The 21918-nt window shown below is 69.7% G+C and carries 20 protein-coding genes; 5 read left to right on the forward strand and 15 right to left on the reverse strand.

Features of this window, described 5'->3' with window-relative positions; translation table 11 throughout:
- Positions 1 to 54 precede the first annotated feature (54 nt).
- Entirely contained in the window at positions 55 to 1209 is a 1155-nt protein-coding gene (locus tag ACFWDI_RS14295) for an adenosine deaminase (protein WP_385303824.1), read from the reverse strand.
- Positions 1210 to 1504: 295 nt separating this feature from the next.
- Between ACFWDI_RS14295 and ACFWDI_RS14300 the strand changes: the two genes are divergently transcribed.
- Complete coding sequence (locus ACFWDI_RS14300) at positions 1505 to 2185, forward strand: alpha/beta hydrolase (RefSeq protein ID WP_385304083.1); 681 nt, start codon at positions 1505 to 1507, stop codon at positions 2183 to 2185.
- Positions 2186 to 2216: 31 nt separating this feature from the next.
- Here ACFWDI_RS14300 and ACFWDI_RS14305 read toward each other — a convergent pair whose 3' ends face one another.
- Entirely contained in the window at positions 2217 to 3032 is an 816-nt protein-coding gene (locus tag ACFWDI_RS14305) for a hypothetical protein (protein ID WP_385303825.1), read from the reverse strand.
- A gap of 394 nt (positions 3033 to 3426) precedes the next feature.
- Between ACFWDI_RS14305 and ACFWDI_RS14310 the strand changes: the two genes are divergently transcribed.
- Entirely contained in the window at positions 3427 to 3543 is a 117-nt protein-coding gene (locus ACFWDI_RS14310; protein ID WP_385303827.1) for a DUF397 domain-containing protein, read from the forward strand.
- A gap of 3 nt (positions 3544 to 3546) precedes the next feature.
- On the opposite strand, the gene ACFWDI_RS14315 is transcribed toward ACFWDI_RS14310, so the two are convergent.
- The gene (locus ACFWDI_RS14315; protein ID WP_385303828.1) at positions 3547 to 4509 is read right to left on the reverse strand and encodes a LysR family transcriptional regulator; all 963 of its coding nucleotides are present in this window, start codon (positions 4507 to 4509) and stop codon (positions 3547 to 3549) included.
- Between the two features lie 62 nt (positions 4510 to 4571).
- On the opposite strand from ACFWDI_RS14315, the gene ACFWDI_RS14320 reads away from it, so the two are divergent.
- From ACFWDI_RS14320 to ACFWDI_RS14330, 3 genes are all read left to right on the forward strand, one after another.
- The gene (locus tag ACFWDI_RS14320) at positions 4572 to 5855 is read left to right on the forward strand and encodes an MFS transporter (protein WP_385303829.1); all 1284 of its coding nucleotides are present in this window, start codon (positions 4572 to 4574) and stop codon (positions 5853 to 5855) included.
- A 106-nt stretch (positions 5856 to 5961) separates the two neighbouring features.
- Complete coding sequence (locus ACFWDI_RS14325; protein WP_385303831.1) at positions 5962 to 6663, forward strand: L,D-transpeptidase family protein; 702 nt, start codon at positions 5962 to 5964, stop codon at positions 6661 to 6663.
- Between the two features lie 68 nt (positions 6664 to 6731).
- A complete protein-coding gene (locus tag ACFWDI_RS14330; protein WP_385303833.1) occupies positions 6732 to 7712 on the forward strand; it encodes a sigma-70 family RNA polymerase sigma factor in 981 nt (326 codons plus the stop codon).
- 33 nt (positions 7713 to 7745) lie between these two features.
- Here ACFWDI_RS14330 and ACFWDI_RS14335 read toward each other — a convergent pair whose 3' ends face one another.
- From ACFWDI_RS14335 to ACFWDI_RS14390, 12 genes are all read right to left on the reverse strand, one after another.
- On the reverse strand, positions 7746 to 8039 hold the full coding sequence (locus ACFWDI_RS14335; RefSeq protein WP_385303835.1) for an STAS domain-containing protein: 294 nt from the start codon (positions 8037 to 8039) through the stop codon (positions 7746 to 7748).
- A gap of 151 nt (positions 8040 to 8190) precedes the next feature.
- Positions 8191 to 9468, reverse strand: a complete 1278-nt coding sequence (locus tag ACFWDI_RS14340; protein ID WP_385303837.1) for a thymidine phosphorylase — start codon at positions 9466 to 9468, stop codon at positions 8191 to 8193.
- Between the two features lie 112 nt (positions 9469 to 9580).
- Complete coding sequence (locus ACFWDI_RS14345; RefSeq protein ID WP_385303838.1) at positions 9581 to 9973, reverse strand: cytidine deaminase; 393 nt, start codon at positions 9971 to 9973, stop codon at positions 9581 to 9583.
- Positions 9970 to 11232, reverse strand: coding sequence for an ABC transporter permease (locus tag ACFWDI_RS14350; RefSeq protein ID WP_385303839.1), 1263 nt, complete (start codon positions 11230 to 11232; stop codon positions 9970 to 9972). Before ACFWDI_RS14350 ends, ACFWDI_RS14345 begins: the two co-directional genes overlap by 4 nt.
- Positions 11232 to 12344, reverse strand: coding sequence for an ABC transporter permease (locus ACFWDI_RS14355; RefSeq protein ID WP_385303840.1), 1113 nt, complete (start codon positions 12342 to 12344; stop codon positions 11232 to 11234). The genes ACFWDI_RS14350 and ACFWDI_RS14355 overlap by 1 nt, the downstream gene beginning before the upstream one ends.
- Positions 12341 to 13891, reverse strand: a complete 1551-nt coding sequence (locus tag ACFWDI_RS14360; RefSeq protein WP_385304085.1) for an ABC transporter ATP-binding protein — start codon at positions 13889 to 13891, stop codon at positions 12341 to 12343. Before ACFWDI_RS14360 ends, ACFWDI_RS14355 begins: the two co-directional genes overlap by 4 nt.
- Before the next feature lie 242 nt (positions 13892 to 14133).
- The gene (locus ACFWDI_RS14365) at positions 14134 to 15177 is read right to left on the reverse strand and encodes a BMP family protein (RefSeq protein WP_385303841.1); all 1044 of its coding nucleotides are present in this window, start codon (positions 15175 to 15177) and stop codon (positions 14134 to 14136) included.
- Positions 15178 to 15396: 219 nt separating this feature from the next.
- Positions 15397 to 16617, reverse strand: coding sequence for an amidohydrolase (locus ACFWDI_RS14370; RefSeq protein WP_385304087.1), 1221 nt, complete (start codon positions 16615 to 16617; stop codon positions 15397 to 15399).
- Between the two features lie 231 nt (positions 16618 to 16848).
- Positions 16849 to 17979: a hypothetical protein gene (locus ACFWDI_RS14375; RefSeq protein ID WP_385303842.1), complete on the reverse strand. Its 1131-nt coding sequence runs from the start codon at positions 17977 to 17979 to the stop codon at positions 16849 to 16851.
- A 123-nt stretch (positions 17980 to 18102) separates the two neighbouring features.
- Entirely contained in the window at positions 18103 to 19026 is a 924-nt protein-coding gene (locus ACFWDI_RS14380) for an N-acetylneuraminate synthase family protein (protein WP_385303844.1), read from the reverse strand.
- A 13-nt stretch (positions 19027 to 19039) separates the two neighbouring features.
- The gene (locus tag ACFWDI_RS14385) at positions 19040 to 20371 is read right to left on the reverse strand and encodes a cytidylyltransferase domain-containing protein (protein ID WP_385303845.1); all 1332 of its coding nucleotides are present in this window, start codon (positions 20369 to 20371) and stop codon (positions 19040 to 19042) included.
- A gap of 50 nt (positions 20372 to 20421) precedes the next feature.
- Positions 20422 to 21804, reverse strand: coding sequence for a DUF6716 putative glycosyltransferase (locus ACFWDI_RS14390; protein ID WP_385303847.1), 1383 nt, complete (start codon positions 21802 to 21804; stop codon positions 20422 to 20424).
- Positions 21805 to 21918: the final 114 nt, after the last annotated feature.

Below are 21918 nucleotides of genomic sequence, written 5' to 3' on the forward strand. Positions count from 1 at the left end.
CCATGAAGCGGCCGGAAATTGACATTCCCGGCCGCTTCGACATAGGTGTCGCGATCAGCTCTCACCGACGGAAGAAGGGCTGGTCGTGGCGGTCTGCCGGAACAGCCATTCGGATTTCAACTCGGCATATCCGGGCTTGATCACATCGCTGATCATCGCCAGTCGTTCATCGAAAGGAATGAACGCCGACTTCATCGCATTGACGGTGAACCACTGCATGTCGTCGAGGGTGTATCCGAAGGTCTCGGTCAGCAGCTCGAATTCGCGGCTCATGCTCGTACCGCTCATCAGGCGGTTGTCGGTGTTGACCGTGGCCCTGAAGTGCAGCCTGCGCAGCAGGCCGATGGGGTGTTCGGCGTACGAAGCGGCCGCGCCGGTCTGCAGGTTGGACGTCGGGCACAGCTCCAGCGGGATGCGCTTGTCCCGTACGTACGCGGCGAGCCGCCCGAGCTTCACACTGCCGTCATCGGCGACCGTGATGTCGTCGATGATCCGCACACCGTGCCCGAGCCGGTCGGCGCCGCACCACTGGAGCGCCTGCCAGATCGACGGCAGCCCGAAGGCTTCGCCCGCGTGAATCGTGAAGTGGTTGTTCTCCCTCTTCAGATACTCGAAGGCGTCGAGGTGGCGGGTGGGCGGGAAGCCCGCCTCGGCGCCGGCGATGTCGAAGCCGACGACGCCCATGTCGCGGTAGCGATTGGCCAGTTCGGCGATCTCCAGGGCGCGGGCGGCGTGCCGCATCGCGGTGAGCATGGCGCCGACACGGATACGGTGGCCGCTCTCGCGGGCCAGCCGTTCCCCCTCCCGGAAGCCCGCGTTGACCGCCTCGACGACTTCTTCGAGGCTCAGGCCGGCTTCGAGGTGCTGCTCGGGGGCATACCTGACCTCGGCGTAGACGACTCCGTCCTCGGCGAGGTCCTCGGCGCACTCGGCGGCGACGCGGAAGAGCGCCTCGCGGGTCTGCATGACGGCGCAGGTGTGCGCGAAGGTCTCCAGATAGCGCTCCAGCGAGCCGGAGTCGGCCGCCTCGTGGAACCAGATGCCGAGCTTGTCGGGCTCGGTCTCGGGGAGCGCGTCATAGCCCGTCTCGCGGGCGAGTTCGATGATCGTGCCCGGTCGCAGCCCGCCGTCGAGGTGGTCGTGGAGGAGCACCTTCGGAGCGCGGCGGATCTGGTCCGCGGAGGGCGTATTGAGGGTCTGGCTCGTCATCTGCGCACTCTACGCCCTACGCGCGTAGAGAGCGCCCCTCAACTTCGCCCGTCGATACATAACAGTGACCATGCGGACGGGTGGAGTACACCTGCCCTTCTGAGACTGTTCTGCCATGGCACACCACGCACTGCCCCCGTGGTGGGGGCGTCCGGCCGATGAGGCCGGAGGAGCGGACACCCGCCGTGAGGCGACCGTGGCAAGGGCAGCGCGAGGGAGCCGTACCCCGCCGCGCGCCCGCCTCGGCCGCGCGAGCGGCGGACGCGTCCTGGGGCAGGACTCCGCGGTCGGCGGGGTGGTGCTGCTGCTGCCGGACGGCGACCCGGAATCGGAACGCAGACCCTCCCGGCTCTCGTACGCGGCGGCTCTGCCGCTGGGCCGCACGCTGGCCCGGGCGGGCCGCGCGGACGGGCTGGTCGTGCACGGGGTCCGCTACCGCTGCCGCGGCTGGAACGGCCCGGACGCGCATCTCGCGGCGGACGCGACATGGGCGGTGGACGAGGTGGTACGCCGCTACGGCGACGTCCCGGTGTGCCTCACCGGCCACGGCATGGGCGGCCGCGCGGCCCTGCACGCGGCGGGCCACCCGGCCGTCAACTCCGTGCTGGCGCTGGCTCCTTGGCTGCCGGAGGACGATGTGGCGGCGGCACCGGAACCGGTGAAGCAGCTGGCGGGCAAGCAGGTGCTGATCGTGCACGGCACGAATGACGCGCGCACGGACCCGGAGCTCTCGTACCGCCTTGCCGAGCGCGCGAAGAAGTCCAACCGCGACATCTGCCGCTTCGAGGTCCACTCGGACGGCCACGCGCTGCGCCAGCACTACGAGGAAGTCCGGGCGCTGGCGGCGGACTTCGTGCTGGGCGCGCTCTTCACCAGGAGGTACGCCCGTCCGGTGGCGGACGCGCTGGCGGCGCCACCGCCACTGGGCCTGCGCATGCCACTGGCGGCGGGCTTCGGCCGCTCGCTGCGACCGTGAGCCTGGGGTCAGGGGAAGCTGAGCGCCACGATCACCGCGAAGGCTTCCAGCAGGGCCTGCACGGCGAAGGCGGCCGTACGCAGTTGGTGGGCCCGTCGCATATCTGGTCCGGGGCGAGCGGCGCCGTCGACCAGGCGTGGTAGAGCGAGACGTCCCCGTCGCTCTCCTCGACCACACGCAGCTCCATGTCCAGCTGCGTCGGGGCGTAGGGGGCCTGGAGCGCGTCGTAGATCCGGCTGGAGTGGCGGAGGACCAGGCGCTGAGCCTCGGGGTCGGTCCGGGTGGAGGCTGGGCTCGCGCCGGCTGTCTCGGATCCCCCCGCGGGGTCGAAGCAGGGCGAGGTCACCGTGATCGCGGCAAGGCCCTCGCCCTTGGCGCGGTCCACGACACCGGTGACGGCACCCATCCAGAAGTCGTCGGTCTTGGAGCGCATGTCGACCGAGGGGAACGGGTCGGACCAGTCTCCGTCCCCGTCCGAGGACTGGAACTCGTACCCCTGCTTCACCCAGGCGTCCCGTGCCTGCCTCACCAGACCCTTGGCCTCGGCACCCGGCACACCTGTTAGTTGGTAGGAAAGGCTGAGCTGCGCCCGTTCGCGGGAGTCGTGGTCGTCTGCGACGCATGCGCCGACGGCGGAGGGCCCGATCTGCTTCAGAATCGGCTTGGGCGACATGCCGTCCACCGCTTGGCGAACGATCTCCCCGGCCCGCTGGGTTGCCTGCTGCTCGTCCATGCTGACCTGCTTCACGTCCGTGCCTGTAGCGCTGTCCCCCTGAGTCCCACACGCCGTCACCGCGACCGTCATGGCCAGCAGCGTCGCAATGGACACCCCTCTGGTCGCTGTCACGGCTGTCCTCCGGTCACGATCTTGGCCATCCCTCGCAGGGAAGCTCCCTCCCAGTACTGCGAGTGGGCGGGAGCTCCGTTCACGCCCCAGTCCCCGCCATCGGCGACCTTGAACGTCCGCCCGCCGAAAGCGCATCGGCGACACCCGACGCGCGGGTCCAGGGCCCCTGGCTGGCCTTATGATCCGGGCCGCCCTTGCCGCCGTCTCCCGGCGCGATCGCGGACGTCCGACTCATCCTTGCCCCGGAGCTGTCCGCGTCGAAAAGCTCCTGCCATCTGGCGCTGAGCGCCATGAAGTGCCCCCCGTGGTCGTTTTGTTACTCCTGGGGAACTTAGCAACAGGAGAGTCTCCGCGGGACGGAAGAGCCCGGAGATGAGTACCAGTACCTAGAAGAATGAGTCTCATCCCCGTACGCGACTCCAAGCACCCCCACGGCCCCGCCCTCCTCATCCCCGCCCCCGCCTGGGTCCCCTTCGTCACCGCCCTCAAGGTGGGCCGGCTCGGAACCTGACCCTCATTCCGGCAGCAGGCGCCCCCGCCTGGACAGCAGGAACTTCTTGAACTCCGCCACCGGCGCCGTGTCCGGGTGGCCGTCCAGCCAGGCGACGCCGATCTCCCGTACCGCGCGCGGTGCCGTCACCGTCAGTTCGACCACGCCCGGGCGCGCCACCGCCGGGGGTGGCAGCAGAGCCACGCCCAGTCCCGCCGCGACCAGGCCGCGCAGGGTTTCCGCCTCCTCGCCCTCGAAGGCGACCCGCGGTGTGAAGCCCGCCTCCGCGCACAGGTCGTCCGTGATGCGCCGCAGGCCGTAGCCGGGTTCAAGGGTCACGAACGTCTCGTCCGCCGCCTCGGCCAGCCTGATGCGTTTGCGGGACGCGAGGCGGTGGTCGTCGGGGACCACGAGCCGCAGGCGCTGCTCGTCCAGGCGGCGGGCGACCAAGTCAGGAGCGTCCGGGACCGGCGAGGTCAGGCACAGGTCGAGGGCCCCCGCGCGCAGGCCCTCGATCATCGCCTCGCCGTAGTTCTGGACGAGCGTGAAGCGGATACGCGGATGATCGGCGCGGAAGGCCCTGATCAGCCCCGGCACCGTCTCGGAGCCCATCGTGTGCAGAAAGCCGAACGCGACCCTGCCACCGCTCGGATCCGCGTCCGCCTGCACCGACTCCGCCGCCCGTTCCACCTCCGCCAGGGCCCGCTCCACGGAGGTGAGGAAGGTACGGCCGGCCGGGGTCAGCGACACCGTACGGCCCTTGCGGGTGAACAAGGTGACCCCCAGGTCCTGTTCAAGACGCACGATCGCCCGCGACAGCGTGGACTGCGGGACACCCATCTCCTGCGCGGCTCGCGTCACATGCTCGTGGCGGGCGACCCCGGCGAAGTACGCGAGCCGCGGAGCGAGCAGCAGCGCTGTGTCCTTTGCGTATTCTTCGTAACTGCCTGGTGACAGCCGAGGCTGTGAGCTGTGTTGATGCACCATGGGAACGATTATTGCCATTCCATGCATTGGACGCATGAAAAGTGGCGGCCTACTTTTGACGCATGCCTCCTGCCAGTACCAAGGCGCCCACCACCGTGGGCGCCGCCTCGCCGTCCCCTTCGCCCTCCCCCGCGCTCCTCGCCCCCGGCGGTCCCGGCTACCGCCGCATGAGCTTCGCGCTCTTCGCCGCCGGTGTGGCCACCTTCGCGCTCCTCTACTCCACGCAGGCACTGCTGCCCGCCGTCTCCGCCGGCTTCGGCGTGAGCGCGAGCGCCGCCAGCTGGACGGTCTCCGCAGCGACGGGCGCGCTGGCTCTGTGCGTACTGCCGATGAGCGCACTCTCGGAGCGCTTCGGGCGGCGCACCGTGATGACCGCTTCCCTCGCGGTCGCCGTCGTGGTCGGGCTGCTCGTGCCGTTCGCGCCGAGCCTGGAGTGGCTGGTGGCGCTGCGCGCCGTGCAGGGTGCGGCGCTCGCCGGTCTGCCGGCGTCGGCGATGGCGTATCTCGCCGAGGAGGTACGGCCCAAGGCGCTGGTCGCCGCGATCGGCCTGTTCGTGGCGGGCAACAGCATCGGCGGTATGAGCGGCCGGATCGTCACCGGCTGGGTGGCACAGCTGTGGGGCTGGCGTGCGGCGCTCGCCGCGGTCGGCGTGCTGGCGTTGGTGTGCGCGCTGGTCTTCCGCGCCATGCTCCCCAAGGCCCGTAATTTCACGCCCGGTTCGCTCAACCCGCGCGCCCTGGCGAAGACGGTCCGCGGCCATCTGGCCGACCCGCTGCTGCTGCGGCTGTACGCGATCGGCGCGCTGTTCATGACCGTCTTCGGCGCGGTCTACACGGTGATCGGCTACCGCCTGGTCGAGTCGCCCTTCAACCTCCCCCAGGGCATCATCGGTTCGATCTTCCTGGTCTATCTGGTCGGTACGGTCTCCTCCGCCGCCGCCGGAAAGCTCGTCGCCCGGCTCGGCCGCCGTGGCGCGCTCTACCTGGCGGTCACCACCACCACCGCGGGCCTGCTGCTCTCGCTGGCGGACTCGCTGCCCGCCGTGCTGCTCGGCCTGGTCCTGATCACCGCGGGTTTCTTCGCGGGCCACGCGGTCGCCTCGTCCTCGGTGAGCCGTACGGCGAAGACGGGCCGCGCTCAGGCATCGGCGCTCTACCAGTCCGCGTACTACCTGGGCAGCAGCGCGGGCGGCACGCTCGGGGCGGTCGCCTTCCACTCCGGCGGCTGGGCGGGCACGGTGCTGCTGGGGCTGCTCGCGGTCCTCGGCGTAGTATCGATCACGCTGTACGGGACCCGGGTGGCGCGGGCCGAGCACCGGCTGGTGCTCACTGCGGCCCGGCGCTGAAATAAACACAGAAATCCGCACAACTCCAACTCCCCGGCGTGCGTCCAACGGGCAGGCATATCGCAACTGCGCGGTGCACGGAGGGGAGTTGGTGGCTGTGAGGGGCATGACGAGGGGTACACACCGCAGACGAGCAGGCGTCGCGCTCGGTCTGACCGGACTGGTGGTTCCGCTGACCATGGCACTGGGCAGCGCGCCCGCGCAGGCGGCGTCGTGCACGACGTCCACGGGCCCGTACCAGAAGCAGGTGGAGAAGTTCCTGGGCCGCCCGGTGGACGGGAAGCAGTCGGCGGCCGACTGCAAGGCGATCCGGACCTTCCAGGGCTGGCACGGCATCAAGCCGACCATCGGGTACGCGGGCGAGATCACCTGGCGCACCATGAACACGATCCTCCAGCAGCGGGCGGCCGGAAAGACCCCGAACAAGGCGGGCAAGTGCCCGACCAACAAGGGCCGTATCGCCTGTGTGGACCTCACTCGCCAGCTGACCTGGATCCAGGACGGCAAGAAGCTGAAGTACGGCCCGGTGCCGGTGCGCACGGGCAAGAACGGCACCGAGACCCGTACCGGCTCGAAGAAGATCTACCAGCGAAGCATCAATCACTGGTCGACGCTCTACCGCGTATGGATGCCGTACTCGCAGTTCTTCGACGGCGGACAGGCCTTCCACTCCACGACGAAGTCGATGTACAACCCGCCCGGCTCCGGGGGCTGCGTCAACATGCGCCCCGCGGATGCGAAGGCATACTGGAATCTTCTGAAGAACGGCGACGACGTGTACGTCTACGGGCGCAAGCCCGGAACCTGACCTCCATTGTCAGTGCCCTCCTGTAGGTTCCGAAGAGCTGGGGCCAATGGGCGACAGGGGTGGACCCGATGAGTGATCCGGCAACGACACAGGACCTGGAATCCAGGCTGGAGCAGCACCGCAGGGAGCTGACCGGCTACTGCTACCGCATGCTGGGCTCCGCTTTCGAGGCGGAGGACGCGGTACAGGACACGATGGTCCGCGCCTGGCGGAGCTTCGAGAAGTTCGAAGGGCGGTCCTCGCTGCGCTCATGGCTCTACCGCATCGCGACGAACGTCTGCCTCGACATGCTGAATGCGGGCAACCGCCGGGCCCGGCCGATGGACCTCACGTCTGCTACGCCCGTGGCCCAGGCGCAGCTCAACGCCCGTCCGGAGATCACCTGGCTGGAGCCGGTGCCGGACGGGCGGGTGCTGCCGTCCGTCGCGGACCCCGCCGAGACCGCGGTGGAGCGGGAAAGCATCCGGCTCGCGTTCGTCGCCGCGCTGCAGCATCTGCCGCCCAAGCAGCGAGCGGTGCTGATCCTGCGCGAGGTGCTGGCGTGGAAGGCGAGCGAGGTGGCCGAGCTGTTGAGTACGACGGTGGCCTCGGTCAACAGCGCGCTGCAGCGGGCGCGGGCGACGCTCGCCGAATCGGAGCCGGCCGCGGCGGACGCGGCAGACCCACTCGACGAAGAGCAGAAGAAGCTCCTCGACCGCTATGTCGCGGCGTTCGAGGGGTACGACATGAAGGCGCTCACGGCGCTGCTCCACGAGGACGCGACCATGTCCATGCCGCCCTACGACCTGTGGCTGCGCGGCCACGACGACATCGTGGGCTGGATGCTCGGCGTCGGCGAGGTCTGCCGGGGCTCGAAGCTGGTCCCGACCGTGGCCAACGGCTCTCCGGCGTTCGCGCACTACCACCCGAGCCAGACGGGCGACGGGTACGAGCCGTGGGCCCTGATCGTCCTGGAGGTCAGGGACGGCATGGTCGGCGGGATGGACTTCTTCCTGGACACCAAGCGCTGGTTTCCGCTCTTCGAGCTGCCGGACCGGCTGGAGGCGTAACCGTCACGGGAGCGCGGGGTCCGAGCGCGAGATCTAGGCGACCTCACCGAGCCCCACCAGTTCGAGCAGGGCCCGCAGCTCCGGCCCGGTATCGCGCAGCTGTATCCGACCGCCGAGCCGACGGGCGGTGAGCTGCAGCCGGGCCACAGCATCGACGGCGGCCAGATCGGCATGGGTGAGCCCGCCGACGTCACAGATCACCTCTGTGACCTCTGCGGCGACGTCGGCGCCCCTGAGCCGCGCGCTCAACTCCGCGCACAGGAGCGGCACATCGGCCGGAGACACTCTCCCCGCGATGCGCAGGATGATCGGCTGTGTGGCGTCCACACGGAGGAGACTGCCCCGGCGTCCAGAACTCATCGTGGTACCCGGTCGTCGGCCCATGGCCCATGTCCCCGTCCCGTCGCAGTGGCGGATATGCCCTGCTCTGTGGACCGCTCGGCGGGCCGATTCTCATCGGCCCGCCGAGCGAGTGGGGTCAGGCGATGCGGTCGAGCACGATCGGGTTCTGGGTGAACTCCGTGTTGGACGGGGCGATGTCGAACGCGCCCTCAAGGGGCTTCAGGGCGTACTCGAACTTCTCCGGGGTGTCCGTGTGCAGGGTCAGCAGTCGCTGGCCCGCGGTCACCGGCTCGCCGGGCTTGGCGTGGATCTCAATGCCCGCGCCCGCCTGGACCGGGTCCTCCTTGCGGGCCCGGCCCGCGCCGAGGCGCCAGGCGGCGACGCCGACGTCGTACGCGTCGAGGCGGGTGAGGACACCCGACGACGGGGCGGTGATCACGTGCTGCTCGCGGGCCACCGGGAGCTCGGCGTCCGGGTCACCGCCCTGCGCGGCGATCATGCGGCGCCAGACGTCCATCGCGGAGCCGTCGGAGAGTGCCTTAGCGGGGTCGGCGTCCTTGATACCGGCAGCGACGAGCATCTCCTGGGCGAGGGCCACGGTGAGGTCGATGACGTCCTGCGGGCCGCCGCCCGCGAGGACCTCGACGGACTCGCGGACCTCGAGGGCATTGCCCGCCGTGAGGCCGAGCGGGGTCGACATGTCGGTGAGGAGCGCAACGGTCCTGACGCCGCTGTCGCTGCCCAGCGCGACCATGGTGGAAGCCAGTTCGCGGGCGTCCTCGATGGTCTTCATAAAGGCGCCGGTGCCCACCTTGACGTCGAGGACCAGCGAGCCGGTGCCCTCGGCGATCTTCTTGGACATGATCGAGGAGGCGATGAGCGGAATGGCCTCGACTGTGCCGGTGACATCCCGCAGGGCGTACAGCTTCTTGTCCGCGGGGGCCAGGCCGTCGCCCGCGGCACAGATCACCGCGCCGGTCGTGTCGAGGACGTGCAGCATCTCCTCGTTGGAGAGCAGCGCCCGCCAGCCGGGGATGGACTCGAGCTTGTCGAGCGTGCCGCCGGTGTGGCCGAGACCGCGGCCGCTCAGCTGCGGGACGGCCGCGCCGCACGCGGCGACCAGCGGCGCGAGCGGCAGCGTGATCTTGTCGCCGACGCCGCCCGTGGAGTGCTTGTCGGCGGTCGGCCGGGACAGCGCGTCGAAGTTCATCCGCTCGCCGGAGGCGATCATCGCGGCCGTCCAGCGGGTGATCTCCGCACGGTTCATGCCGTTCAGCAGGATGGCCATCGCCAGCGCCGACATCTGCTCGTCGGCGACCTCACCGCGCGTGTAGGCGTCGATGACCCAGTCGATCTGCTCGGGGCTCAGCTCGCCTCGGTCCCGCTTGGTGCGGATGACGGAGATGGCGTCCATGGGATTCCTTCCGGCAAATGAAGTGCGTACGCGCGACTCTACGCGCATAGAGGGGTGGAGAGAGGGATGCGAAAGAGGAGCGGCCCTCCCGGCGGGCGGGAGGGCCGCGGTGTCAGCGCAGATGCCCCGGCCCGAAGGCCTGCGGCAGCATCTCGGACAGCGGGAGAACCCCTTCCGGGGTCTCCAGAAGCAGCTCGGGGCCGCCGAATTCGTACAGCAGCTGACGGCACCGGCCGCACGGCACCAGGCTCTCGCCCCGGCCGTCCACGCAGGTGAAGTGGGTCAGCCGGCCGCCGCCCGTCGCCTGGAGCTGGGAGACCAGACCGCACTCGGCGCACAGGCTGAGCCCGTACGAGGCGTTCTCGACGTTGCAGCCGACCACCGTGCGGCCGTCGTCGACGAGCGCGGCCACGCCGACCGGGTAGCTCGAGTAGGGGGCGTACGCGTGCGACATGGCCTCACGCGCCCGCTCGCGCAGAGCGTCCCAGTCGACAGCCGCCGTCACGTGCCTTCGCCCTTCCGGTACGGCATGCCATCAGCCTTGGGCATCCGGAGCCGCTGTGCGGACAGTGCCAGGACCAGCAGCGTGGTGATGTACGGAGCGGCGTCCACGAACTGGCTCGGCACCTCGTTGGTCAGCAGGTACCAGGCGAACAACAGGGCCGAGGCGGCCGCCGAGATCACCGCGGGCACATACTTCTTCTTGTACAGCTGCCAGATGACGACCAGCACCAGCAGGATCGCCAGCAGCAGCAGCATCGCGTGGACGTTCTCGGCACCGCCGCGCAGCTTGAGGCTGTCGGTGAAGCCGAAGAGACCGGCGCCCAGCGCCATGCCGCCCGGCATCCAGTTACCGAAGATCATCGCGGCGAGACCGATATAGCCGCGGCCGCCGGTCTGGCCCTCCTGGTAGATGCCGGTGGACACGATCGCCAGGAAGGCGCCCGCGAGGCCGGCCAGACCGCCGGAGACGGCGACGGCGATGTACTTGTACTTGTAGACGTTGACGCCGAGCGACTCGGCGGCGACCGGGTTCTCACCGCAGGAGCGCAGCCGCAGACCGAAGGCGGTGCGCCACAGGATCCAGGTGGTGGCCGGGATCAGCAGCAGCGCGACGACGGTCAGCAGCGACAGGTTGGTCACCAGGCCGCCGATGACACCGGCGAGGTCCGAGATGAAGAACCAGTGTTTGCCCTGCAGATCCTTCATCCAGTCCGACAGCCCTGGAATCGTGATCGAGGTGATCGGATCGATCCGCGGGGACTGCTTGGAGGAGCCGCCCGGGGCCTCGGCGAAAGTGAAGTTGGACAGATAGCGGGTGACGCCGACGGCCAGGATGTTGATGGCCACACCGGAGACGATGTGGTTCACACCGAAGGTGACGGTGATGATCGCGTGCAGCAGACCGCCGAGCGCGCCGCCGAGGATGCCGACCGCGACACCCGTCCACGGACCCCACTGGTAGCCGGCCCAGGCGCCGAACCAGGTGCCGAGGATCATCATGCCCTCGAGACCGATGTTGACCACGCCCGAACGCTCGGCCCACAGGCCGCCGAGGCCGGCGAGACCGATCGGGATGGCGAGCTGAAGCGCGCCGGAGACCTGGCCGACGGAGGTGAGGTCCTCGGCGCCGCTGAGGATGCGTACCAGCGAGACCAGGGCGAGCGCACCCGCGATGATCAGCAGGACGACCGGGGTGGACAGTTTGCGGCGGGCGCTCTTCTTGGGTGCCGCGCTCACTGCGGAGACCGTGCTGGTGCTCATTACGCCGCCACCTCCTCACGGTTCTTGCGGGCTGCCGCGGCGAGCTCGTCGCCCACCTTCTGCTGCTGGCGGCGGATCCCGTAGCGGCGGACGAGTTCGTAGCTGACGACGACCGCGATCACGATCAGGCCCTGCATGATCGTGGCGATCTCGCTCTCATAGCCGTGCTGGTCGAGCGTCGCGGACGCCTTGTCCAGGAAGGCGATGAGCAGCGCGCTGAAGAAGATGCCGATCGGGTTGTTGCGGCCGAGCAGGGCGATGGTGATGCCCGTGAAGCCGATTCCGGTCGGGAAGCTGAGGCTGTACGTGTGGGTGTCGCCCAGCAGTGTCGCCATACCGGCCAGACCCGCGACGGCACCCGAGATCAGCATCGCGGTCAGGATCATCTTCTTGGCGTCGACCCCGGAGGCCGCGGCGGCGCTCTCACTGGCGCCGGTGGCGCGCAGATCGAAGCCGAAGCGGGTGCGGTTGAGGACGAACCAGTAGACGATGCCGAGCGCGAAGGCGACGAACGTGAAGCCGTAGATCTCTCCGCCGTCACCCATGGTCAGGCCCGGGAACCAGCCGGACTCCGGGATGTCGCCGGTCGTCAGGTCGTTGGAGCCTTCCGGCTGGACACCGAGGTTGGCCGGCAGGATCAGCCAGGCGATCAGGCTGGTGGCAATGGCGTTGAGCATGATCGTGGAGACGACCTCGCTCACTCCGCGGGTGGTCTTGAGGATGCCCGCGATACCGGCCCAGAAGGCGCCGGTCAGCATCGCGACGAGCACGATCAGCGCGATCTGCAGCGGGCCCACCAGGTCGACGCGCGCGCCGACCAGTGCGGCCGCCATCGCGGCGAGCCGGTACTGGCCGTCGACACCGATGTTGAAGAGGTTCATCCGGAAGCCGATGGCGACGGCGAGGGCCGCCAGATAGTACGTACCGGCCTGGTTGATGATCAGGACCTGTACGTCGACGTAACTGGCGTTCTCGATCATCAGGCTGTACGGCTCGAACGGGTTGCGGCCCGAGGCGAGCAGCACCACGGAGGTGAGTGCGACGGCGACGGCCAGCGCGAGCACCGGGCCGGCGAGGGCCAGGATCACCCGGTCCTTGTCGAATTTCTTCATCGGGCCTCGTCCTCTTCGCCCGCGGCGGAGCCGCTGTCAGTTGCTTCGAGATGGCCGGTGGCCGCGCCGGTCATGGCGGAACCCAGCTCCTCCGGAGTGATGGTGGCAGGGTCGGCGTCCGCGACCAGCCGGCCGCGGTACATGACCCGCAGGGTGTCGGAGAGCCCGATCAGCTCGTCCAGGTCCGCGGAGATCAGCAGCACCGCCAGGCCCTCGTGACGGGCCTCCCGGATCTGGTCCCAGATCTGCGCCTGCGCGCCGACGTCCACACCACGGGTGGGGTGGGCGGCGATCAGCAGCTTGGGCTTGTGGCTCATCTCGCGGCCGACGATCAGCTTCTGCTGGTTGCCGCCGGAGAGCGAGGACGCGGTGACCTCGATGCCGGGGGTGCGGACGTCGTACTCGCGCACGATCCGCTCGGTGTCGCGGCGGGCCGCCTTGATGTCGAGGAGGCCCTTCCTGCTGTTGGGCCTCTCGGTGACATGGCCGAGGATGCGGTTCTCCCAGAGGGACGACTCCAGCAGCAGGGCGTGGCGGTGCCGGTCCTCGGGGATGTAGCCGATGCCGTCCTCACGGCGCTTGCGCGTCGGGGCGTGCGAGATGTCCTCGGCGTCGAGCGTGATCACGCCGCCGTCGGGGTCGCGCATGCCGATCAGCGCCTCGATGAGCTCGGTCTGGCCGTTGCCCTCGACACCGGCGATGCCCAGGACCTCACCCTTGTGAATGGTGAAGTTGATGCCGGCGAGGACCTCGCGGACGACGCCGTCGGGGTCGGTGGCGGCCAGCTGCAGGTCCGAGACCTGGAGCATCGGCACATCGGTGACCGTCGACTCACGGGTCTCGGGCGAGGGCAGTTCGCTGCCGACCATCAGCTCGGCGAGCTGCTTGGTGGTGGTGTTCGCCGGGTCGGCGGTGCCCACGGTCGTACCGCGGCGGATGACGGTGATGTCGTCGGCGACCGACAGCACCTCGCCCAGCTTGTGCGAGATGAAGATGACGGTCAGGCCCTCGGCCTTGAGCTCGCGCAGGTTGTCGAAGAGCGCGTCGACCTCCTGCGGGACGAGCACGGCGGTCGGCTCGTCGAGGATCAGGATGCGGGCGCCGCGGTAGAGGACCTTGAGGATCTCCACACGCTGGCGGTCGGCGACACCGAGGGTCTCGACCAGGGCGTCGGGGCGCACGTTCAGCCCGTACGCCTCCGAGATCTCCCGGATCTTGTTACGGGCCTTGTTGCCGATGCCGTACAGATTCTCGCCGCCGAGAACGACGTTCTCCAGGACGGTGAAGTTGTCGGCGAGCATGAAGTGCTGGTGCACCATGCCGATGCCGCGGGCGATGGCGTCGGCCGGGGTGCTGAAGCTGACCTGGTCGCCGTCGATGGTGATGGTGCCCTCGTCCGGCTTCTGCATGCCGTAGAGGATCTTCATCAAGGTCGACTTACCGGCACCGTTCTCGCCGACGAGGGCATGCACGGTGCCCTTGCGGATGGTGATGTCGATGTCGTGGTTGGCGACGACGCCGGGAAAGCGCTTGGTGATGCCGTGCAGTTCTACGGCGGCGGGCGGGCTTGACGCGTTGATGACGCACTCTCCTTGGCGGAAAGGAGCGGGAAGCAGAAGGGCAGGAGCAGGAGGCAGGGCGGGGGCGAAGCTATCGCGCCAGTGAGGCGTCTACGCGCGTAGCGCTGCCGAATCGTAAAAGATGTGGTGCGAAATACGGCCCGAGGGCCAGGAAAGGCGGCAGCGCCTGCCTTCCCGGGCCCCCGGGACTCACGTCGTGGCCAACGGCCTTACGGCGTGGTCTTGACCGTGATCGTGCCGTCGATGATGCCCTTCTTCGCCTTCTCCACAGCGGCGGTGAGGTCCGTCATCTTCTTGTACTCGGGGTTGGAGTCGGCCAGGCCGACACCGTCCTTGTCGAGACCGTAACGGACCTCGCCGGACTGCGGCTTGCCGTCCTTCACGGACTTGATCAGGTTGAAGACCGCGTCGGAGACGTCCTTGGTCACCGAGGTGAGGATCTTCGCCTTGTACTTGGCCAGACCGGCCTGGTTGTACTGGTCCGAGTCCACGCCGATGGCCCACTTGCCGGCCGTGGCGGCAGCCTCGATCGAGCCGGAGCCCGCGAGACCCGCGGCGTGGTAGATCACGTCGGCGCCCTTGTCGAGCTGGCCCTGGGCAGCGGCCTTGCCGAGGTCGGGCTTGGAGAAGCCGTCGAAGTTCGGCGGCTGCGTCAGGTACTGCTTGAGCACCGTGACCTTGGGGTTGGTGTCCTTGACGCCCTGAGCGAAGCCCGCCTCGAACTTCTTGATCAGCGGAACCTCGACGCCACCGATGAAGCCGACCTTGTTGGTCTTGGTGGCCTTGGCGGCGGCGACGCCGGCGAGGTACGAGCCCTGCTCCTCGTTGAAGACCATGTTGGCGATGTTCTTACCGGTGACCGAGGTGTCATCGATGATGCCGAAGGTGGTCTTCGGGAACTTCGGCGCGACCTTCTTGATGGCCGGGGCGTAGGAGAAGCCGACACCGATGACCGGGTTGTTGCCGGCGCGGGCGAGCTCGGTGAGCCGCTGAACCTTGTCGGCGTCCGACTCACCCTCGGTGGGCTCGTCCTCGCTGCCCTTGACCTTGAGTTCCTTCTCCGCCTTCGCCAGACCGGCGTAGGCGGCGTCATTGAAGGACTGGTCGCCGCGACCACCGATGTCGTACGCGATAGCGGCGCTGTCCTTGGCGGAACCGGCGTCCGAAGACGTCTTTCCGCCACACGCGGTGGCGGTGAGTGCGAGAGCCGCGGACGCAATGCCCACGGTGGCGATTCTGGTGATCCGGCGCAAGAGGAGGGTCCCTTCAAGACTGACCGAGAGCGCCTCTTCCGGCGCTGGTTTTGCGGCGATCGTAACGCGCGTAGATGTCAGTTAAAGACCTGTTCATCAGTCGTTATCGGATCGTCGCGAACAAGCCACGAGCCGCGCGCGCCGTAGCGACCCGACATTTCAACGTACACCCATGTCGGTGAGTCGCCCGGCCCCAATACAGGGCCGGGCGACGTCTCCTCAGCTGCGCTGCCCGTCCAGCAACGCGGCCGCCGTGAACAGCTCCACGCCGACCGCGATCGCGCGCTCGTCGGCGTCGAAGTCACCGCGGTGCAGATCACGCCGGGCGGTGTCACCGGGCGCCCGGACGCCGAGCCGCGCCATCGCGCCCGGGACGTGCTCCAGGTACCAGGAGAAGTCCTCGCCGCCCAGACTCTGTTCGGTGTCCTCTACGGCGTACGGTCCCCGGCGCGCGGTCTGCGCGTCGCGCAGCAGCTCGGTCACGACCGGATCGTTGACCACCGGCGGGACTCCGCGGATGTAGTTGATCTGCGACTTGGCCCGGTGCAGCGTCGCGATCTCGTCGATCGCGGCATGCACCAGATCGGGGGCGGCGCGCCAGCCGGGCAGATCCAGGCAGCGCACGGTGCCGGACAGTTCGGCGTGCTGCGGGATGACGTTGCAGGCGTGACCGGCCTCGATGCGGCCCCAGGTGACGGCGAGCCCGGAGCGGGCGTCGACCCGGCGGGCGAGCAGGGCCGGAACCTCGGTGGCGACCTTCGCGACGGCGGTGACCAGGTCAGTGGTCAGATGCGGGCGGGCGGTGTGGCCGCCGGGGCCGTCGAGGGTGATCTCGAGCCGGTCGCAGGCGGAGGTGATGGGGCCCGGCCGCAGCCCGATGACTCCGGCGTCGACCTTGGGGTCGCAGTGCACCGCGATGATCTTGCCGACGCCGTCCAGTACGCCGGACTCGATGGCGTCGGACGCGCCACCGGGCAGCACCTCCTCGGCGGGCTGGAAGATCAGCCGGACCGGCTGCGGAAGCAGCCCCTGCCGGTCGAGCTCGGCGAGGACGAGCCCGGCGCCCAGGACGGTGGTGGTGTGCACATCGTGCCCGCAGGCGTGCGCCCGGTCCGGAACGGTGGAGCGGTAGGGCACGCCGGTCTTGGTGTCCGGGATGGGCAGCGCGTCGATGTCGGCGCGGATCGCGAACAAGGGACGTACGCCGTCCCAGGAGCCGATGTCACAGATGAGCCCGGTACCGGTGGCGAGCACCCGGGGCTCGAGGCCGGCCTGCTCGAGGCGGGCCTTGAGCACGGCGGTGGTACGGAACTCCTGGTTGCCGAGCTCCGGGTGCATGTGCAAGTCGCGGCGGAACTCGATCAGTTCAGCGCGCAAGGACTCGGACAGCGTGCCGGGCAGCACCTCGCCGGGCTGCTCGGCTTCGGAATCGCGGGACATCAGTTGGTTCACCTGTTGAAGAGTAGGCCCAGGCATGCCCCGACTGACCACTGATCAACAAAAGATCAGCCCGATAGGGTGAGGAAAGGTGGCCGCGAGGTGCATGGTTGTCCACCCCTGTGGGTAAGCTCACTCCTCTTCTCGACCGGGAGTCAACCGGCGATCCCCGAAGAAAGGGATTCCGGGGGAACCGAGCCGCAGCACGGTGCCGGCCGCCGCAGTGCGCGCCGCTCACGCCGGAGCGGGCAGCCGATGCACATCCCGGGCCGTCCCCGTCACCCCGGCCAGGAAGCCCTGGGCCCGCGGGGATGCGCTGTCCCTGAGCCACTCCGGGGCGATGTCACAGACCGCGACTTTGACGCCCGTGCCCGCGAGGGCGAGTGGGAGCGTGTGGACCACGGTGGACGGGAAGCTGAGGACCGTGCCGCCGATGGGGCCGCGGCGGGCGATCAGTTCCAGCGGCAGATCCGGGCGGACGATCTCCAGGCCGGTCTCGACGGCGAGGCGGTGGAGTTTCTCCGAGCTCTCGCGGCGGTGTGCGAAGTAGCGGGTGGCGCCGTGCGTACGGGCCAGGGCGCCGACGGCCTCCACATACTGGTCCGGGTCGACGACGCCCGTCTCCACGAGAGATGTGCCGACGAGGTCGGCGCCCCGAGTGATCCTGGGCGGGCCGAAGCGGGAGCGGGTCCAGGCGAACCGGTTGGCCGTGACCGTGACGCCGGGCGGCGGCTCGACCGGCATCGAGGTGAAGACCTCGACCTTGCGGGTCCTGGACGGGGTGAGCCGGCGCCGCGCCAGAAAGGTGACCGGCGCGAGGACCAGTTCGCGGGGGCCCCGCCTGCCGCGCCGGTGCCAGCGCACCAGCTTCTCGCCGCGCGCCAGCTGGGCGACAAACTCCATGGTGGCCGTGCCGTCGTCGACCACGGTCAGATCCTTGCTGCGGACGAGGGTCAGCAGCAGCTGTACGTACCGGGAGAACGGGTCCCCTATGACGATGCGCTCGGCGCGGTGCAGCATCGGGCCCAGCCGGCGCAGCGTCTTCAGCGGCGCACCCGCCCCACCGCGTGCCTCCTGCCAGCGCACCGTGTACCCCTCGTCGCGGGCCAGCTCCGCCATCCGGCGCAGCTGGCCCCGCGACATGGGGTCGGTCGGCGACAGGACGACGACGGTGAGCTCGGTGGGGGCCCAGGACGTCCCGGCCCCCGGCGACGCGGTCCGGTCTGTCCCTGCCAGGCCTGTCCCTGTCCGGCCCGCCGGCTGTGCCGGGACACCCGGCAGCGTCGGCGGCGCGCCCGGCCGTGCGTGGGCCCACTCCAGGACGTTCAGGAGCTGGACCGGACTCTCGACGAAGGCGAGATTCACTGAAGTTCACCTCGTGATGCCGGGCAGGCCTGCCGGCCGGCCTGCTGGTGGTCCGGGAGCCCGCCGCGGAGCGGCTTTCGGGGGCCACGGCCCCCGGGAAGGCACAGCACGGCAGCAGGCATGTCAGACCGCGGCCGGCTCACGGTCGCCGGCCTCGGCGACGACACCCGCGACCCGGCGCAGCTTCTTCATCGGGGCGAGCTCGGACTCGTAGACCTTCTTGACGCCGTCGCCGAGCGCGGTCTCGATGGTGCGGATGTCGCGGACCAGGCGCTGCAGGCCGCCCGGCTCGACGGAGGCCGCCTGGTCGGAGCCCCACATGGCGCGGTCGAGAGTGATGTGGCGCTCGACGAAGGCGGCGCCGAGTGCGACCGCGGCGAGGGTGGTCTGTAGGCCGGTCTCGTGGCCGCTGTAGCCGATCGGGACGTTCGGGTACTCGGCCTGGAGGCTGTTGATGACGCGGAGGTTGAGCTCCTCGGCCTTCGCCGGGTACGTCGAGGTGGCGTGGCAGAGCAGGATGTTGTCGCTGCCGAGCACCTCCACCGCGTGCCGGATCTGCTTCGGCGTGGACATGCCGGTGGAGAGGATGACCGTCTTGCCCGTGGCGCGCAGGGAGCGCAGCAGCTCGTCGTCGGTCAGCGAAGCGGAGGCCACCTTGTGGGCGGGGACGTCGAACTTCTCCAGGAAGGCGACGGCCTCGGTGTCCCACGGCGACGCGAACCAGTCGATGCCGCGCTTCTTGCAGTGCTCGTCGATCTGGCGGTACTCGTCCTCACCGAACTCCACGCGGTGGCGGTAGTCGATGTACGTCATCCGGCCCCAGGGGGTGTCGCGCTCTATGTCCCACTGGTCGCGCGGGGTGCAGATCTCCGGGGTGCGCTTCTGGAACTTGACCGCGTCACAGCCGGCGTCGGCGGCGGCATCGATGAGCGCGAAGGCGTTGTGCAGGTCGCCGTTGTGGTTGATGCCGATCTCACCCGTGACGTAGACGGGGTGACCGGGGCCCGCGGTCTTGGTGCCGAGGGTGCGCAGACGGGACGTGCTCATGAGGGGTGGTTCCTTACTTCTCGGGGGAGTTGTGGGAGGTGGCAGGGGTGACAGAGGTGCCTGTGGTGTCTTGAGGGGTGTTTTCAGGGGTGTTTTCGGGGGTGTTGAGCGTCGGGCCGAGGAGCCAGGCGGCGATCTCTCGGATCGCCCCCTCGCCGCCGGGCGTGGTGGTGACGGCACGCGCGGCGGCACGTACGGAGCCGTGCGCACTCGCGACGGCCACGGGCCAGCCGACGAGGTGGAAGCACGGGAGGTCGTTGACGTCGTTGCCGACGTAGAGCACCCGCTCCGGCGCGATCCCCTGCTCCTCGCACCACTGCTTCAGCGCGAGGTCCTTGCGGTCGATGCCGTGCAGGACGGGGACCCGGAGCTTGCGGGCGCGGGCGGCGACGACGGGGTTCTGCTCGGTGGACAGGATCAGCAGTTCCAGGCCCGACCTGCGCAGATGGGCGATGCCGAGGCCGTCGCCGCGGTGCACGGCGACGATCTCGCGCCCGTCGGCGTCGATGAGCACCCGGTCGTCGGTCTGGGTGCCGTCGAAGTCGAGCACTACGGCGTCGATGTCCTCGCGGGTGGGCAGCGCGGGGGTGTCGAGCAGGGGCGCCAGCGCGCGGGCCCTGGCCAGGTCGTGCGGGTCGTCGACCTCCAGGACGCGCGCGGGGTCGGTCCGTACGAGCGCGGTACGGCCGAAGAACCGGTGGCCGGCCTCGCGGAATCCGGTGGCGGACATGGCGTACGCGGCCCCGGTCTCCAGGAAGTCCTGCGGCCGGTCCTGGCGACGCGGCCGGAAGGACGCGTCGTGGTTGACGCCGTAGCCGGAGGTGCGGTCGGTGTCGACGAGCAGCGCGGTGGCGCCGCCGACGCGCTGGGCGCCGATGGCGGCCGACTCCGATGCGGGCGACGTGTCCTCCTCGCGCCAGACGAAACCGTGGAAGGGGGCGACGGTCACCGCGCTGTCCGCGCCGCCTTCGAGAACCGCGGCCGCCACACCCTCGACGTCTTCGCGCGCCAGGAAGGGACTGGTGCACTGGATGAGCAGGACCACGTCCACCGACGTGCTGTGCATCGCCTCGTACGCGTCCATCGCGTGCAGCACGGCCGCCTCGCTGGTCGCGGTGTCCCCCGCGATCGCGGCCGGCCGCAGCACCACTTCGGCGCCCGCGTGCCGGGCCGCCTCCGCGATGTCCGGGTCGTCCGTGGAGACCACGACATCGGTGACGTGCGGTGCGGCAAGGCTCTCGCGCACGGCGCGCGCGACGAGCGGCACTCCGCCCACGGGGGCCAGGTTCTTCGCCGGAACGCCTTTGGAGCCGCCACGGGCGGGGATCACGGCGAGTACGGTCATCTGCGCTCCTGAGTACGGGAGTTGAGGTGAGGCACCGGGACGCGTGCGGGTCACAGCTCGCCCATCCGGCGGATGATCGGGGCGACGCGCTGCACGCCGTGGCGGTACGCGCCGCGCGCCGCGTTCCGTATCGCGTCGCGCACCACACGCCGTACGCCGGTGATCTCGGCGGCCGGGGCCGCGCCCGGCAGCGGAGTGCCGTCGGGGCCGAGGTGGTGGCGGGCGAGGATGCCGGGGAGATAGCCCGGTGCGGTGGCGGGCGTGTAGTACGGCGCGAGCGGCGGGAGTGCGGGGCTCTGCAGCAGTTCGGCGACGCGCTTGCGGGCCGCGTCGAAGGCCGTGTCGTACGCGCCGTCTGCGGCCACGCCCTGCCTGACCAGCCAGTCGGGGTCCGGCGCGGGGCGGTGGCCGCCGTCGAGCCGGTCCCAGGAGGTCAGCAGCCCGGAGCCGAGGAAGTGGTGGTTGCCGAGCGCCTCGCGCACACCGAGGTCGGTGAGGACCGCGGTGGGGATGCTCCGGTGCAGCGATTCGAGCGCGGCGGTGGAGGAGACGGTGACCAGCAGGTCGGTGCGGTCGAGGACGTCGCCCATATGCCCGTAGACCAGCTTGAAGTTGGGCGGCAGTCCGCCCGGCAGCTTGTCGGCGAGCTTCTGGTACGGGAGCTCTTCGAGGTGCGTGGTGTGCTCGCCCGGCTTGGAGCGCAGCTTCAGCAGCACCTCGCGGCTCGGGTGGAGGCGGGCGTGCTCGACCAGGCGGCGCAGCAGATAGCTGCGGTCGGCGCGGGATTCGGGCACCGAGGGCTGAGCGGCGAAGACGACGGTGTCGCGGCCGTTCTGTGCCTCGTAGGGCGCGCCGCCGAGGAAGGGCAGCGCCGCCTCGGTGACGGACGAGGCGTCGGCGCCCACTCCCTCGTACACCGCGCGGAAACGGTCCGCGTCGTGGCGGGAGTTGGCGAGGACGACGTCCGCGCCGTGCCGCAGCAGGAGCCCGTCGGCGAGCTTCTCGTAGACGACGCCGACATAGCCGGTGACGACGACGGGCCGGCGGGGCAGCCGGAGTGCGGCGAACCCGTGCAGCATGGCCTGGACCGCGCCACCGACGAGGGCGAGTACGACCACGTCGTACTGCTCGTCCTTCATCGCCCGCAGGAACTCGTTCCCGGTCACCTCGCGCAGCTCGTCGGCGCGCACACCGACCTCGGCGAGCTGGCGGGCCGTGGGGGTGGCCCGGCCGCGCAGCAGAAAGCCGCTCAGCTCGACGGAGTCCGCGGAATCAACGGCGTCGGCCGCATCCGATGAGCCGGCGGAACCCGACGAGTGGCGCGGGACGTCGTGCGCGGCGATACGGCGCGCGGTGAGCGCACCCCATTTCCACCGGGTGTCGGAGTCGGCGAGTACGGCGACCCGTACGGCCTCGCTGGTACTTGATGGCACGCCGAGGACGTTAGAAAGGCATTCCGTTTGACGGCCCAACTCGACCGCAACAGCTGGTTAACAGAGCATCTACGGTTGGCGATAAGGCCGATGAATCAACCTGGTTAACAAAGT

Origin of the sequence: Streptomyces sp. NPDC060064, from assembly GCF_042736455.1 — a bacterium.
Classification (GTDB): Bacteria; Actinomycetota; Actinomycetes; order Streptomycetales; family Streptomycetaceae; genus Streptomyces.